The organism is Paraburkholderia sp. EG287B (genome assembly GCF_040965595.1).
GTDB lineage: Bacteria > Pseudomonadota > Gammaproteobacteria > Burkholderiales > Burkholderiaceae > Paraburkholderia.
In genome coordinates this window covers 339,316-353,577 of record NZ_JBFRCG010000005.1, presented here as the reverse complement: position 1 = coordinate 353,577, position 14,262 = coordinate 339,316, and the positions used below count along the sequence as shown (strand labels likewise).

Below are 14,262 nucleotides of genomic sequence, written 5' to 3'. Positions count from 1 at the left end.
GGTCCTGGGACCGGGCATCTCATCCGACCAGCCGGCGGCGCACAAACCGCCGGCCACGCGAGGCAAACTCTCCGCTATCCGACCTTCACGTAAGTGAACTCGCGCGTGACGTTCGGTGGCACGTAGGCGCCGCTGATGCGCACACGTGGCGTCAGGCGCTTCTTCTGATCCCACCAGCGGCGACGCTGAAAGGGCGTGAGAAACCGCAGATGCTTTCGGTAAGCGAAGATGCTCATGGTGAACTCCCCGAATCGGACTACCGACAGGAACAAACCCAATTGCACGGCTGCAACAACGAAACCGAAACGATGAAAAGTATTGTGCTCAGATTCCGAGACAAAAATGGCAGTGTTGCGCGATAGCCTCACGAGCGGCGTATATGCATAGCGCACTGTTCGTTGCGGCTTCCGCGTGCTGGGTTTGAGTTACTGCGCATAAGTGCGCCGCGAGCCACCAGCAGAAATCGTGCCGCGTCAGGCTACTCGCGCGACGTCGCGCCCATCACTGTCATTTGTAGTCGCACCGGCGGCGCGTGATCAGTACGAAAGCGAACATTTCGGGCGCCCGCGCGGCTGCGGGGCAACACTCGCGCTGCGAGGCGCCTGACGAGCGCGGTCTGTCGGAAACACTGTAGCCGTTCGCGGAAAAGGCTGCCGTGAGTGCAGCCATTTTGCGCGGCGCGCACGCCGCAAGCCCCGGCCGCGGCCGCGCGCCATGCCCCGAGGCGGAATCGATCGCGGATACTGACGAGGCGTAAGCCGTGTTAATGTGGCGACGGCGCGCGCATCGCAACGGCAGGCAACGCGCGCCCACGGGACTCACCGACGAGCACGCACAATGATCAAGGTCAGCATCCTCTATCCCTATCGCGAGAACGGGCGTTTCGACACCGGGTACTACTGCACGCACCACATGCCGCTCGCAGCGAAGCTCTTTGGCGACGCACTCAAGGGCTGGTCGGTCGACATCGGCATCAATGCCGGGCCGCCGGGCACGCCGCCGCCGTACGTCGCGGCCGGGCACTTCCTGTTCGAGACGGTCGATGCGTTCTACGCGGTGTTTCAGCCGCATGCCGACACACTCCTCGACGACATTCCCAACTACACCGACGGCGGAAATGGCACCATTCTGATCAGCGAGGTCAAGGTGTCCGTCTGATGTGCTCCGCGTGGTTGAACGGGGCGAGCGGAACCCCGGCATGACCTTTTATCGGCCGCCACACGCCAAGCGCGCCGCCACCCACACAAGAAGGAAACAACACCGATGTTCGGCGATATCGCCCGCTTTCTGCTCAATACGGTCTTCACGCTGTTCGGCGCCGCCCTGCTGCTGCGCGCCTGGCTCCAGTACGTGCGTGTGCCGCCGTACAACCCCGTGACCCACGCGATCCAGCAGGTCACCAACTGGCTGGTGCTGCCGCTGCGGCACGTGATTCCCGGCGTGCGCGGCATCGACTGGGCGAGCGTGGTCGGCGCGCTGATCGCGGCCATTGCTTACGTCCTGCTGATGGTATGGATCGCGGGCGTGGACCCATTGGGTCTTTTGCCGACGCTGCTGATCGTCGCGTTGCTCACGCTCGTGAAATGGGCGCTCAACCTGCTGATCTGGCTGACGATCCTGATGGCGCTGCTCTCGTGGCTCAACCCGCGCTCGGCGGCGATGCCCGTGCTGTTCCAGCTGACGGCGCCGTTCCTCAACCCGCTGCGCCGCATCCTGCCGAACCTGGGCGGCCTCGACCTCTCGCCGATTCTGCTGTTCGTGATCGTGCAGGTGCTGCTGATGGTGGTCACGCGCGCGGCGGTTTCGCTCACACTGTTCGGGATTTGAGGACGCATCGGCATACGGTCTGATGCATCTGGCGGCGCGCCTGGCGCGCCGCGTCGCTTGAGCGCGTCATTGCGCAAGAAGGTCAAAACCGCGTAAAATAGCGCGCTCTGCGGGCGTCGTATAATGGCCATTACCTCAGCTTCCCAAGCTGATGACGTGGGTTCGATTCCCATCGCCCGCTCCACGTCGGCTTGCCGACCTCTCTTCGAGGCCTGGGCTTTCAGACGGCGCCCCTTCCAGGACACCCTTGGAGCGCCAAGCCCGCCCGACCGGCACACGCCGGGCACGACCTGAATTCCTCCGTTGCACATGCACTCTGGCGCTCCTCGGGTCCTCCCGCACGCGCCGCGAGCAGGTCCGCCGACACGTATTTCGCACGACTGCCGCATAACGACTCGCTGCGCGCCCTCTGGCGCACCAGTCCCCGATGGATCAATTTTTCATGTCCCGGCCGAGCGCGATCGCCCTGATCGTGCGCTCGCGCAAAGCCCTTCTCGACGACGCCGACGAACGCCCAGCCGCCGCAGCCGAGCGCCTGCGCGCCGCGGCCGACGACCTCACGCGCCTGCTGTTCGACGTACGTGCCGGCCGTGTGAGCGCGTTCGAATTGAACGAACCCACGCGCATGCGGGTCGTCGTTTCAGCCGATTGAGATGTCGATGGATGCGTGGACCGGCGCGCAGCGAGGCGCTACGGGCACGCCTCGCCGCCTCAGCCGCCAGAGCCGTGCGAGCGCGCTGATATAATGCGCGACGGCTTCGGAGCCGCTGGGCTTCGAGCGCGCCGTGCCCGCCTGCCGGGCCGAAGGCCGTCGCCGACGACGGCAAACGCGAAAGCGGCCCACGAGGCGTCCGGCCACTCAGGCCCGCATCGCTCCCGGCACCGCGTCGCCGCGAATAGCCCGGCCTGCCTCGCACCGAGGCGAAGGCGCAGCCCGCCCCATTATCGACAGCCGCGACATCCGCCGCTCTCACACCCACCCGCGAAGATGAATCACGATCCCAACGACGCCGCCCGTCCCGACGCCACGCAGTCCGACGCACAAGACGCCGCCTCCGACACGAACGCGCAATCCACGGCACCCGCCGGCGACGCGCTGCACCACCGCCGCATCCGCAGCTTCGTGACCCGTGCCGGCCGCGTCTCGACCGGCCAGCGCCGCGCGCTCGACGATCTGGGTCCGCGCTTCGTCGTGCCCTACGCACCCGAAGCCGCCGACTGGGACGCCGTGTTCGAACGGCACGCACCGCGCATCCTGGAGATCGGTTTCGGGATGGGCGCGAGCACGGCGGAGATCGCCGCCTTGCGCCGCGAGGACGACTTCCTCGGCGTCGAGGTCCACGAGCCTGGCGTTGGCGCGCTGCTCAAGCTGATCGGCGAGCAGAATCTGGAGAACATCCGCATCATCCAGCACGACGCCGTGGAAGTGCTCGAGCACATGATCGCGCCGGCGAGCCTCGACGGCGTGCACATCTTCTTCCCCGATCCGTGGCACAAGGCCCGCCATCACAAGCGCCGCCTGATTCAGCCGAAGTTCGTCGGGCAACTCGTCTCGCGCATGAAGCCGGGCGCGTACCTGCACTGCGCGACCGACTGGCAGAACTACGCCGAGCAGATGCTCGAAGTGCTCAGCGCGGAGCCCGCGCTCGAGAATACCGCTGCCGACTACGCGCCGCGCCCCGACTACCGCCCGGTGACGAAGTTCGAGCGACGCGGCCTGCGGCTCGGTCACGGCGTGTGGGATCTCGTGTTCCGCCGCCGCGCGGACTGAAACCGGCAAGCGCATGGAAAAACGGGCGCCGTGATGTCACGCGGCGCCCGTTGCGTTGTTAGTCGTCCCAGCCTAGCCCGCCGCCATAGCCGAACAGCAGGACCACGAGACCGAAAGCGATCCGGTACCAGGCGAAGGCGGTGAAATCGTGCGAAGCCACGAAGCGCAGCAGCCAGCGCACACACGCGAACGCGCTGACAAATGCGGCGACGAAGCCGATGCCGAAGAGCCCGAGCCAGTCCACGGAAAGCTCGTGCCAGCTCTTGTACAGCTCATAAGCGGTCGCGCCGAAGATCACGGGAATCGCAAGGAAGAACGAGAATTCGGTCGCGACGCGCCGCTCGAGGCCGAACAGCATCGCGCCGATGATGGTCGAGCCCGAACGCGACATGCCCGGAATCAGCGCGAAGCACTGCGCGCAGCCCACCTTGAAGGCGTCGAGCGGCGTGATCTCGTCGATCGAGTTCACGCGCGCGCCGCGCTGCTGGGCGACCGCCAGCCCCTTCGGGCCACGCAGGCGGTTTTCGACCCACAGGATGACGAGGCCGCCGCCGACGAGCGCGAACGCCACCGGCACCGGCGCGAAGAGCACCGACTTGATCGTCTTCTCGAACATCAGACCGAGCACGACTGCCGGAATGGTGGCGACGATCACGTTGAGCGTGAAGCGCCGCGCATCGGGCCGCGAGGGCAACCCTACGACCACCTCGCCGATCTTGCGCCGGAACTCCCAGCACACGGCGAGAATCGCGCCAAACTGGATCGCCACGTAGAAGGTCTTGACATACTCGCCATCGAAATTGAGCAGGCTGCCGGCGACGATCAGATGCCCCGTACTCGACACCGGCAGAAACTCCGTCAGCCCTTCGACGATGCCGAGAATCAAGGCCTTGCAGGTCACAATCCAGTCCATCCCTTTTATCCCTCTTCTTTGAGCGTCGGCACGGCGCACGCCGCGCCGCACGACCGACGACGGCCGCGTGCACCGGCGTTTCGTCGGCTTACTTCTCGACGATCTGCACGCGTATGCCGTTTGTAAGGATGGTGATTGTACCGGGTTCGTAGTTGACGCCGGCGAATTGGAGCTGCTCGGGCTTGAACGTATAGACGGGGTAATTGTTGAGCAGCTGGGTGGCGACGAGCGCGGCGACCGCGCTCACCTGCGGCGCGTAGGCGGCGGCGTTGCCCGCCATGTCGACGCCATCGACCGACGGCGAGCGCAGCACCACGGCGCGGTTCGCGCTGTCGTAGGCGAGTTCGCTCGACACCGTGAACGCGCCGCTCACGGGCTGCTGCATCAACGGGCTTTCGAGGTGCGCGTCGAGCCGCACGGCCACGCGGTTGCGATCGGGCTGCAGCGTGACGACCGGGTTCGTGAGCGAGACGTCGAAGATCTGCTGCATCGAGCGGTGATAGGGAAACTTGCGCTGCACCGCGTCCTGCACCTGCTGCTGCGAAAACGTGTAGTGATCGGGAATGAACGGGAAGATCCCCGTCGCACACGCGCCGAGCGACATCGCCGTACCCGCCGCAGCGCAGGCTGTGAACAGGAAGGCGCGCCGGGAAACGCGCGTTGCGGTGTGGGCCATGCGAAATCTCCTTGTTGGGCCGGGACTGGCGCGCCGTCATTCTCGCGCATGGCGGCTGGCCGACGCAGTTTGCGCCGGGTTCAGCGCGCGGCTGGCGCTCATGGCTGGTTTTGCGGCCGGGTTTGTGGCTGGGTTTGCGCCTCGAGACGCGTGAGCCAGACGATGGCCTCCTCGCGCGACTCGCCGCACATCTCGAGCTGCGGCTGCAGCCCCGAGCAGCACGCCGGCCGCAGCGGCGAGCCGAAGATCATGCAGCGCAGGTCCTCGCCGAGTTGAACACAACGCACGTCGGCCGGCTTGCCCTGCGGCATGCCCGGAATCGGGCTCGTAATGGACGGCGCGATGCAGCACGCGCCGCAACCGGGACGGCAGGCGTGCCCTGAGGCATCGGCGGGAAAAACGGTACTCACTTCGGCTTCCTGGAACGCTGACAAATCGTGTCCGCGCGGCGGCGGACCAGACGGCATTGTGCCATCGCTCGCGTGCGACCTTTTTACACAATCGCTTCTTCCTACGCGCTCGTACACTTTGTCCATCTGGCGCTGTAGGACAAGGGACAGGCCACCTGTGCGCGGCGTTCCGCGGCGCCGGACGCTGCCCACCCGTGCGCCGCCCTTCCCAGTGAGCTTTGCATGAGCGACGCCGACCTGCTCTTTCGCCCCGACCTGCTTGCCAAATACGGCGCCAATGGCCCGCGCTACACGTCCTACCCCACCGCCCTGCGGTTCCGCGACGACTTCGATCCCGCCGACTACCGGTGCGCCGCGGCCGATCCGGGCGCGAGCGAAACCGGCCTCTCGCTGTACTTCCACATTCCGTTCTGCGACACCGTCTGTTTCTATTGCGGCTGCAACAAGGTCATCACGAAGAACCGCGGCCGCGCGAAGCCGTATCTCGCGCAGATGATCCGCGAAGTGGAACTGCAGGCCGCGCTGTTCGACACGAAGCGCCCCGTTTCGCAGCTGCATTGGGGCGGCGGCACGCCCACGTTTCTCTCGCTGGACGAGATGAGCACGCTCATGGCCGCCACGCGCGAACGCTTCGCGCTGCAGCCCGACGACGCCGGCGAATACTCGATCGAGATCGACCCGCGCGAAGCCACGGCGCAGACCATTGCGCATCTGCGTTCGCTCGGCTTCAACCGGCTGAGCCTCGGCGTTCAGGACTTCGATCCGGTCGTGCAGAAGGCGGTCAACCGCATCCAGCCGCTCGAACTGACCGTCGACGTCATGAACGCCGCGCGCGCGAACGGCTTCGAGTCGATCAGTGTCGATCTGATCTACGGCTTGCCGTACCAGAACGTCAAAACCTTCGGCCGCACGCTCGAGACGATGTTGCTGCTCGCACCCGACCGCATTTCGGTGTTCGGCTACGCGCACATGCCGCATCTGTTCAAGATGCAGCGTCAGATCGACGCAGCGACCTTGCCCACGCCCGCGGAGCGCATGGCGCTGCTGAGGCTCGTGATCGAGCAGCTCACCGAGGCGGGTTACGTCTACATCGGCATGGATCATTTCGCACTGCCCACCGACGAACTCGCGCGCGCCCAGGCCCAGCGCACGCTGCACCGCAATTTCCAGGGTTACAGCACGCGCGCCGACTGCGACCTGATCGGCTTCGGCGCCTCGGCGATCGGCAAGGTCGGCGACGTCTACGCGCAGAACGCGAAGGACCTGATCGGCTACGGCGCAGCCATCGGCGCGGGCAAGCTTGCGACCGCAAAGGGCGTGCGCCTCACCGCCGATGACCGTCTGCGCCGCGACATCATCACGGAACTCATGTGCAATCTCGAACTGCGCTACGACGAGTTCGAGGCCGCCTACGGCATTCGTTTTCCCGCAACCTTTGCGGCCGAACTCGAACGCCTGCGCGAGTTCGAACGCGACGGGCTCGTTGCGCGCAGCGCCGACCGCCTCGAGGTGCTGCCCGCCGGCCGCATGCTGGTGCGCAATATCGCGATGGTGTTCGACCGCTACCTTGGCGCGCAGCAGCCCGAACGGTTCTCGCGGACGATTTGACGGCTTGCCGGCGCCGCGCAGTTGCCTGGGCGGGCGATTTGCGTCATAATCACCGGCTACTTCGAGCGCCTGCAAGTTTGCGCTCGGGTGCGAAAAATGGGCAAAAGCACACTAGCGCACCCAAAGCAGTACCCGAAGCAGCACCCAAACACACGCCTCGGTGGTGAAATTGGTAGACGCGCCGGACTCAAAATCCGGTTCCGAAAGGAGTGCCGGTTCGATTCCGGCCCGAGGCACCAGAATGCTAAACGGTTGATTCTAAAGGCTAAAACCTGAGCTAACGCGCTCTAAGCCTCAGCCGAATTTTCCGCAGACTCCCAACTTTTCCGCGATTTTTCCGCGCTTTCTGCGGAAGGCCCGATCCTACCGGAAAAATCCGTCCGCGCGTGCAGTAACGCCGCGCCTACTCTCCTCCGAGAGTCCAGCGCGGCACGCTCGATCCAGTGCGCAGCAGCCTGTCCGACACTTCAAGCCGACCTTCCACTATCACTCGCGTATTCGGCACGAGCGTTTGCGCGGTCCGTTCGCCTTTACAATCTGCGGCATCAGACAACTAAGGTCAGGCGGCATATGGACGTCATTCAACGGATTTGGAAAGATTCGGTCTTGTCGAACGCAATCGGCAGCGTGATTGGCGGCCTGATCCTTCTCGCAATTAGCGCTATTTGGGCGGCACTGTCCGGGCTGAGTTGGAGTCACCCCGTCAGCATTCCGCTTTGGCTGGTCGTTGTCTGGGGCGTTCTGTCGGCTGTCGCCGCGCTGTTCATCGTTCGATCCGCGACAACCAAACGACCAAGTAGTACTCCGAGTAGCCGCCCGACTAGCGCCGCACCATTAGCGCCGGTCAGCCGAGTCGAGCCTAAGGTCGAAAAGAAAATTGTGATCGAGCGCTTGAGCGAGCACTTCAAGCTTCGCTACGACTTTGTGGCGCGAATCGGAGAAGTGCCAAGGACAGGACAAGCTGTGTGGCAGGAAAAGTACCTGGAGGCGTATCGCCTACTTGGCCCAGTACTGATGGCGGGAGCAGCAGAGTCAACTGTGAAGGACTATCTTGACCAAGCAATTAAAGACGGGTCCGCAGGGCGACTAAGCGTAGTCCATGTCGTTATGGCAGATTTTCACTCGATGAAAATAAGGCTAGTGGACATAGGCGTAATTACACTCACGCCGAAAGGAGGCCAGCCGTGGTGGGAACTTACAAGCGAAGCCAGTAGACTCCTGCCGCAACTACACTGAAGGCCGCGCCTACTCGCCTCCGAGAGTCCAGCGCGGCCCGTTAGAAGTCGTGCGCAGACACCCTACGCGCCACCCTTCGCTTTCGCCTTGGCCTCCAGTTGCGCGGCTTCCGCTTCAATCGCGGCCTTCACTTTCGACTTAAGAAGTTCACGGTGCATGCGGAAAGCATCTTCCACCATGTATACCTCCTGTAGTTCGATCATGCTCGCCTTCCCTTCCGAGTACAGCCACGAAAGGACCGGATGCATGCCGCCCGGATCGTCCTTTTCCTCAGCTTTCGACCGGAAGCGATACGGCACGTTGACCTTTGCGACCTTGAACCCGAACACCCACTCACGTGACTTCCGCTGGACGTATCGAATACGGAGCATGTCCACCACGTAATCGCTCAGGGGGAACACTCCGCTAAAGCCCTTCCAACCGTCTGTACCGAGCGCTACTAGGGAGTGAGGTAACGCTACGATTTTCGACGCCACAACCAACGTAGTTGCTCAGAAATGAGCTAACGGAATCAAGTTCGTGGCTGAGAATAGAGATTCAAATTGGCTGACCACCTCCCTACGGTGCGCAGCCTATCCCGTCAGTGCAGGAAAGCGCTGACGCAGCGGATTAGCGTCATATCAGAGCATAACGATCGATTCATTCATCAGATATTTTCGGGGAAACCCGGAGCAGATGTCGTGTATCGTGGCGCAACCTTACAAAGATGTCGCGACGTAGCACAGGAGACGGCGGCTGGGCAGGCGCGGAACTGATGCCGAAATTGTTTTGGCTCTTTGAGCAAGGCCTAACGACAATCGACCGATCTAAAGGCGGTCTCCGCATTGGTCTCGCACTCGTGAAGAACATGGTCGAATTGCACGGCGGCATCGTTGGCGCGGAGAGCGATGGCCCGTGCAATCTTCACGGTCACGCCGCCCCTGGCGACCCGCGCGCAGCTTGCCAGCGGACGAGCAACAGCGCGGCCCCGCTCCAGTTGCTGCCGTTATCCAGCGAGGGTTGCACGTGCTGGACGTGCCCATCCGAGCCTGGCACCAGACCGTCGCACCTGGCTCAATCGGTCCCGTACCTGGGCGAACGCGGACCGTACAGCAAACCTGCCGGAGGGCCGGCGCGAAGCAGCCGGTCACCGGCGAGCCCCGCCACATCGTGGGCTTCATCGGTCAGCTCATGCGCGACCTGCTTGACGGCGGCCTGCACCAGCGCGCCGATCACCCCGCCGACATTGACGTTCATGCCGAGCTCCTTGCCCGTGGCGCGTCCCGTACCCGCCCAGAGCACGTCACCCGTCTTCAGGTCGACAAGCGTGGCCGACGCCGCAACAATCGTCGTGCTGTCGATCACCTGATACACCGAGCCATACTGCGTGACCTTCGGATACAGCGCTGCGTCGGCGCCAAAGATCGCGCGCAGCTTCGACGGCGACACCGACTGGATGTCTGCCGGCGTCGTCAGCCCGTTCTGCCGGAACGTCTCGTCCATCACCGCAACCGGCACGACGTAGTAACCGGCTTCGGCCAGCGGCATCGTGAGTTGCGAAAGCACACCGTAGGTCGCCTGCACGTCCGTCGTCTCGTTCACGGGCGGCAGCACGAGAACCGAACGTGGCCGGCTGTTCTTGAACGCCGTGTAGTCGACATGCTGTGGCGTGCCCGCGCACGCTGCCAGCAGCGCAACCAGGGACAGGGCTATTGCAGGTTTCAGGAAAGCGCGTTTGAACATGACCGGGTCCTCACAGTGCGTTGGTCTTTTTCTTCATCAGGAAATCCATATACGCCGATGACTCCGGAAACAGTTCCTTTTCGGCTTCGAATGCCTGCATGGCCTGCCCGCTCCTGCCGACACCCGCGTAGAGCATGCCGAGCTGCGCATGAAAGCCGGGCGGCGGCATGTTGCCCTTCGCCCGGATCTGCTGCAGGGCCTTTTCCAGGGCATCGATCTGCGCCTCGGGTCCCGTCTCGCCCTTGAAGTATTCGTACACCTGGGGCTGGTAGGCATCCCATTGATAGAGGGAAGGACTGCGCTGTGCGGCGCACCCGGCCAGCAGCAGGCCGGCGACGATGACCGGCAACAGGGTGCGGGTGCCAAGGATGGTGGTTCGCTTCATGGTCTGCCCCATCCTATTTCGCCGGTGCCAAGGCACCCGTATCGACCTGGGCCGCGAGGTGATTGACCGCCTCCTGGATGGCCAGCGTCAGCACCTTGCCGTTCAGCGTCGAGTCGTAGCCCGCCGTCCCGCCGAATCCGATGACCTCCCGGTTCGACAGGCTGTATTCAGCGGCGCCCTGGCTCGACAGCAGCACCTCGGATGTCGAGGTATTGATCACGTTCAGGCTGACCTTCGCATAGGCCACCTGGTCTTTCCCACGCCCGAGGATGCCGAACAGCTGCCGGTCGCCCACCTCCTTGCGACCGAATTCGGTCACGTCCCCCGTCACGACATAGTTCGCGCCCTTGAGCACCTGTGCCTTCTTCATCAGCGCGGCCTCCTGGCGGATTTCATCCAGGTTGTCCCGCTCGAGCACATTGAAGCGCCCGCTTTCCTGCAGCGAGGTGACCAGGATGGTTTTTGCCTGTCCTCCCAGCCGGTCAATGCCATCCGTGAAGATGCCCCGCATGTAGCTCGAGCGATTGTCGAACTTGCCCACAGCAATCTCGACACGCTTGCCGGCGTAGGGTGTCTGGGCGCTACTGACCGGGGGAACCGGCAGCGTACGCGAGGCTTCGGTGGCGCACCCGCCCAGCGCCAGCGCAATGGACGTGAGTGCCACGAGGGTGGACGTCTTTGATTGCTTCAAGGTTTCGCTCCTCAGAAGGAATGAACGGTGGTGCCCGATCGGGCGCGACCACCGCAGGCGTGATTGACCATCAGGAAAATCCTCAGAACTGTGCCGTTACCTGAAAGCCGAGCGTCACGCTGGGCGCAGGAAAACCCGACGGCGCATAGACGGGCGTCCCGGCGAACACGTCGTAGCTGTACGCGCCGAAGCGCGACGCGACGGCCCCCTTCAGGCCGATGACCGCGCCAGCGAGTTGCGTGCCAGCAAGGTACGCGGTCGACGGCCCCCACAGGCGCCCGTAGTCGAGCCCCGCATAGAGCGCCTGTCCTGTCTGTCCAAGCGCGTACTGGAGTTCGTTACGCCAGTAGAAGCCCTTTTCCGCCGCGAGCATCGTCTGACCGCTGAAGCCGCGCACCGTGTAGCGGCTGCCGATGCTCAGGTCGTCGATGTAGTTCAATTCGTCATTCGTAAACTGCCCGTGCACGGTGCCGACATAGCGAAATGCCTGACCGGCCACCGCAAACGGCACCGAGAGGTTGGCATCGAGCGTCACCATGTGGAAATAGTACGTGGGGCCGCTTGCCGGATCCGGCATGGCCCCCAGCCAGCCGATCCCCTGCCGGTAGGCGAGCATGCCGTCGAACTGCGCCGCACCGAAGTAATGCCGGTTAGTCAGCCCCGCCTCGATGAACGTGTTGTTGCGGTACTGCTGCGGTATTTCGGTGTCCTCGATGAAGCTCGCGCCGAAGCGCCTGATGAGCTGGAACTCGACGCCCGATACATCGCTCTGGCTGCGGTGGAGAACCCGTTCAATTTTCAGGCCCGCCGTCTGCGCGTTGCCGCTCGCCACGAAGGTCTGGTTCACGCCAGCGATCTGCTGGTAGTACGTGTTCGTGTAGCCGTAGAGCGTACCCGTCCAGTAGCCCCAGGGAACCGAATACGAGGCGTTCCAGCCGTGCGTGCCGAGGGAGTGGTTGCCGAACTGGAGATCCTGGTTGTAGCCCCCCGAGAGCACGTCGTTCAGGCCGAGCAGGTTGTAGAGCGCCAGCGACACATTGCCGAGATAGCCGCCGGTCTCGCGCGTACCGGAGTTATCCGCCGAGACCACGAGCGACCACGGCTTCGTGCGCGTTGTGGTGATGACCACATCGCTTTCGCCCGGCGTGGTGCCGGGCACAATCTGCATGGCCGCATCCTGGTTCGGCACGCGCTTCATCTGCTCCAGCCCCTGCTCGAGGTCGCGCAACTGGAGCAGGTCGCCATCGCGCGCAGGAAACGCGGTTTTCCAGGTCCCGCGCGTGGCCTCGTCGGCGAACGTCAGATGCCGGATCACGCCCGGCACGAGGGCGAACGTCATCGACCCGTTCGACAGGTCCTGCGTCGGCAGCAGCACGCGCGTCGTGATGTAGCCGTGGCTCAGGATCACGCCTTGAAGTCCCTTCGTCAGCATGTCGAGGCCCTGTTTGCCGACGCATTGGCCTTCGTAATGCCGCAGCCAGTCATTCAGGAACGCAAACCGGTCCATCGGCAGGGCAGACGCACCTTTCGCGCGAACGGCGTCAGGCAGCGTATCGGGCACCTCGACCGTGAACGTGTCGATACGAAAGCACGGCGTCTCGACGGGCAGCACCGGCCATTCCCCCGCTGCGGGTGCAGCCGAGCGCACCACCGGCGCAGCGACGGTCGCCTCGCGCTGCTGCGCGTCGCGTCGCTGCTCGACCTGTTGCTGCTGTTCGGCATTCGTGCGGGCCGCCGCCGCTACGTTGGGCGGGATTTGCGCGTGGACGGCGAGAGGCACGAGAATAGCGAGTGGCACGGGCAAAAACTTTTTCTTGTTTTTCATCTTCACTTATATTACTTTCGTTGTCGTCCCTTTCGTAGCTTGTGCGAGCCTTCTTGTTTTTCATCGTCGTCCTTAGATTCAGAACAGAACCGATCTTGACAGCAGCCCGACATTAAATCTGCGCCAACAAGACAACCTAAAGGCAAGTAGATTCTTTTCATTTAAGGCACACCACAAGCTGGCATGCTTTTCATCCAGTCGCTCGTACACTGCCCCGTCCATCGATAGCCCTTCCCGATCAGACAGCGCTGAAATATTCTACTTTTCGTTGAGAATTCTTCGAGTGTTTCACGCTCAAAGAATGGGCTAAAAAGCCCATTCTTTACTCCCCCGCAAGCAACCCAGTCTGTCGGTTTCTGCTCGTCGCTCGCGCCGGGCTTCCCCCATAAGCTGGAGGGGGGATGAGGAGAATGACTAAAGTTGGTCATGGGTAACCGATCTTGACAGCCGCCCGTCATGAAACCCGTCCCGACAAGGCAAACCAGAAGTAGGTAAGTTCTTTCCACTTAACGCGCCCCACAAGCTGGCGTGGTTTTCATCCAGTCGTTCGTACACTGCCCCGTCCACCGATAGCCCTTTCCGATCAGGCAACTCTGGAATGCTCTGTCTTTCCTGCTGTATTCTCCAAGCATGGGTTTTGTGTCACCACGCTCAAGTTGCGGGCTAAAACTCCCACGCACAGCGCCTCCACAGGCAACCCAGTCTGCCTGTTTCTGCTCATTGCTCAGACCGGGCTTTTCCCAGAAGCTGGCGTAGGGAGGGTCGTGCCGAACTGGGGGTGCCCCATCCAAAATAATGCAACTGCTCGTAATCAACCCAGCCCCCACAAGACAACCCGAAAGGAGGTAAATTCTGTTCATTTAAGGCGCACTACAAGCTGGCTCAAATTTCGGCATATTGCCGGTACACTGGCCCGCAAACCGATAGCCCTTTCCGATCAGGCAGTGTTGGAATATCCTGCTTGCTTTAATGAAAAACACAGCGGAGTCTCCACCGGACTGTTGATTGAATTGCGGGCGAAACCGTCCATTTTTCCCCTCCGCAAGCAACCCAGTCCTCCTGTTTCTGTTCCTCGCTCACACCCGGTTTTTCCCAGAAATCAGAGTAAGAGGTAGGAGGGTAAGCGTACCGTTCATACACTTCACCGTGCTGGACGAAACATAGAATAGGACAGCACCCGGTAATCAAACCCACACCT

At 62.9% G+C, this 14,262-nt stretch carries 15 protein-coding genes and 2 tRNA genes; 8 read left to right on the top strand and 9 right to left on the bottom strand.

Going from position 1 to position 14,262, the window contains the following annotated elements:
• Positions 1-74: 74 nt before the first annotated feature.
• A complete protein-coding gene (locus AB4Y40_RS11180; protein ID WP_165822777.1) occupies positions 75-236 on the bottom strand; it encodes a hypothetical protein in 162 nt (53 codons plus the stop codon).
• 601 nt (positions 237-837) lie between these two features.
• Here AB4Y40_RS11180 and AB4Y40_RS11175 point away from each other — a divergent pair.
• The 5 genes from AB4Y40_RS11175 to trmB all read left to right on the top strand — a co-directional run bounded on the left by AB4Y40_RS11175 (position 838) and on the right by trmB (position 3,598).
• Positions 838-1,158: an EthD family reductase gene (locus tag AB4Y40_RS11175; RefSeq protein ID WP_368687707.1), complete on the top strand. Its 321-nt coding sequence runs from the start codon at positions 838-840 to the stop codon at positions 1,156-1,158.
• A 105-nt stretch (positions 1,159-1,263) separates the two neighbouring features.
• Positions 1,264-1,827: a YggT family protein gene (locus AB4Y40_RS11170; RefSeq protein WP_321930056.1), complete on the top strand. Its 564-nt coding sequence runs from the start codon at positions 1,264-1,266 to the stop codon at positions 1,825-1,827.
• 109 nt (positions 1,828-1,936) lie between these two features.
• Positions 1,937-2,011, top strand: a tRNA-Gly gene (locus tag AB4Y40_RS11165).
• Positions 2,012-2,269: 258 nt separating this feature from the next.
• The gene (locus AB4Y40_RS11160; protein WP_368687706.1) at positions 2,270-2,479 is read left to right on the top strand and encodes a hypothetical protein; all 210 of its coding nucleotides are present in this window, start codon (positions 2,270-2,272) and stop codon (positions 2,477-2,479) included.
• Positions 2,480-2,815: 336 nt separating this feature from the next.
• Positions 2,816-3,598: a tRNA (guanosine(46)-N7)-methyltransferase TrmB gene (gene trmB / locus AB4Y40_RS11155; protein WP_368687705.1), complete on the top strand. Its 783-nt coding sequence runs from the start codon at positions 2,816-2,818 to the stop codon at positions 3,596-3,598.
• 58 nt (positions 3,599-3,656) lie between these two features.
• On the opposite strand, the gene AB4Y40_RS11150 is transcribed toward trmB, so the two are convergent.
• From AB4Y40_RS11150 to AB4Y40_RS11140, 3 genes are all read right to left on the bottom strand, one after another.
• Complete coding sequence (locus AB4Y40_RS11150) at positions 3,657-4,511, bottom strand: undecaprenyl-diphosphate phosphatase (protein ID WP_368687704.1); 855 nt, start codon at positions 4,509-4,511, stop codon at positions 3,657-3,659.
• Positions 4,512-4,599: 88 nt separating this feature from the next.
• Entirely contained in the window at positions 4,600-5,187 is a 588-nt protein-coding gene (locus AB4Y40_RS11145) for a DUF1439 domain-containing protein (protein ID WP_368687703.1), read from the bottom strand.
• A gap of 98 nt (positions 5,188-5,285) precedes the next feature.
• On the bottom strand, positions 5,286-5,597 hold the full coding sequence (locus AB4Y40_RS11140; RefSeq protein ID WP_368687702.1) for a YkgJ family cysteine cluster protein: 312 nt from the start codon (positions 5,595-5,597) through the stop codon (positions 5,286-5,288).
• A 222-nt stretch (positions 5,598-5,819) separates the two neighbouring features.
• Between AB4Y40_RS11140 and hemN the strand changes: the two genes are divergently transcribed.
• From hemN to AB4Y40_RS11125, 3 genes are all read left to right on the top strand, one after another.
• Positions 5,820-7,205, top strand: coding sequence for an oxygen-independent coproporphyrinogen III oxidase (hemN, locus tag AB4Y40_RS11135; protein WP_368687701.1), 1,386 nt, complete (start codon positions 5,820-5,822; stop codon positions 7,203-7,205).
• A gap of 154 nt (positions 7,206-7,359) precedes the next feature.
• Positions 7,360-7,444, top strand: a tRNA-Leu gene (locus AB4Y40_RS11130).
• Between the two features lie 331 nt (positions 7,445-7,775).
• Positions 7,776-8,441, top strand: a complete 666-nt coding sequence (locus AB4Y40_RS11125; RefSeq protein WP_368687700.1) for a hypothetical protein — start codon at positions 7,776-7,778, stop codon at positions 8,439-8,441.
• Positions 8,442-8,503: 62 nt separating this feature from the next.
• Here the strand turns inward: AB4Y40_RS11125 and AB4Y40_RS11120 are convergent, their stop codons facing one another.
• From AB4Y40_RS11120 to AB4Y40_RS11100, 5 genes are all read right to left on the bottom strand, one after another.
• A complete protein-coding gene (locus AB4Y40_RS11120; protein WP_368687699.1) occupies positions 8,504-8,821 on the bottom strand; it encodes a hypothetical protein in 318 nt (105 codons plus the stop codon).
• 673 nt (positions 8,822-9,494) lie between these two features.
• Positions 9,495-10,163: a DUF799 domain-containing protein gene (locus AB4Y40_RS11115; RefSeq protein ID WP_368687698.1), complete on the bottom strand. Its 669-nt coding sequence runs from the start codon at positions 10,161-10,163 to the stop codon at positions 9,495-9,497.
• 10 nt (positions 10,164-10,173) lie between these two features.
• Positions 10,174-10,548, bottom strand: a complete 375-nt coding sequence (locus tag AB4Y40_RS11110) for a DUF4810 domain-containing protein (protein WP_368687697.1) — start codon at positions 10,546-10,548, stop codon at positions 10,174-10,176.
• A 13-nt stretch (positions 10,549-10,561) separates the two neighbouring features.
• Positions 10,562-11,239 (bottom strand): CsgG/HfaB family protein, encoded by a 678-nt coding sequence (locus AB4Y40_RS11105; protein ID WP_368687696.1) that lies wholly within the window; start codon positions 11,237-11,239, stop codon positions 10,562-10,564.
• Between the two features lie 82 nt (positions 11,240-11,321).
• Positions 11,322-13,064: a ShlB/FhaC/HecB family hemolysin secretion/activation protein gene (locus AB4Y40_RS11100; protein WP_368687695.1), complete on the bottom strand. Its 1,743-nt coding sequence runs from the start codon at positions 13,062-13,064 to the stop codon at positions 11,322-11,324.
• Between the last annotated feature and the right edge of the window lie 1,198 nt (positions 13,065-14,262).

Bases quoted from the DNA above. Each gene is read 5' to 3' on its own strand.
- hemN (WP_368687701.1), top strand. From the start codon at position 5,820: ATGAGCGACGCCGACCTGCTCTTTCGCCCCGACCTGCTTGCCAAATAC.
- AB4Y40_RS11115 (WP_368687698.1), bottom strand. From the start codon at position 10,163: ATGTTCAAACGCGCTTTCCTGAAACCTGCAATAGCCCTGTCCCTGGTT.
- AB4Y40_RS11100 (WP_368687695.1), bottom strand. From the start codon at position 13,064: ATGAAAAACAAGAAAAAGTTTTTGCCCGTGCCACTCGCTATTCTCGTG.
- AB4Y40_RS11180 (WP_165822777.1), bottom strand. From the start codon at position 236: ATGAGCATCTTCGCTTACCGAAAGCATCTGCGGTTTCTCACGCCCTTT.
- AB4Y40_RS11125 (WP_368687700.1), top strand. From the start codon at position 7,776: ATGGACGTCATTCAACGGATTTGGAAAGATTCGGTCTTGTCGAACGCA.
- AB4Y40_RS11170 (WP_321930056.1), top strand. From the start codon at position 1,264: ATGTTCGGCGATATCGCCCGCTTTCTGCTCAATACGGTCTTCACGCTG.
- AB4Y40_RS11175 (WP_368687707.1), top strand. From the start codon at position 838: ATGATCAAGGTCAGCATCCTCTATCCCTATCGCGAGAACGGGCGTTTC.
- AB4Y40_RS11150 (WP_368687704.1), bottom strand. From the start codon at position 4,511: ATGGACTGGATTGTGACCTGCAAGGCCTTGATTCTCGGCATCGTCGAA.
- AB4Y40_RS11145 (WP_368687703.1), bottom strand. From the start codon at position 5,187: ATGGCCCACACCGCAACGCGCGTTTCCCGGCGCGCCTTCCTGTTCACA.
- trmB (WP_368687705.1), top strand. From the start codon at position 2,816: ATGAATCACGATCCCAACGACGCCGCCCGTCCCGACGCCACGCAGTCC.
- AB4Y40_RS11160 (WP_368687706.1), top strand. From the start codon at position 2,270: ATGTCCCGGCCGAGCGCGATCGCCCTGATCGTGCGCTCGCGCAAAGCC.
- AB4Y40_RS11110 (WP_368687697.1), bottom strand. From the start codon at position 10,548: ATGAAGCGAACCACCATCCTTGGCACCCGCACCCTGTTGCCGGTCATC.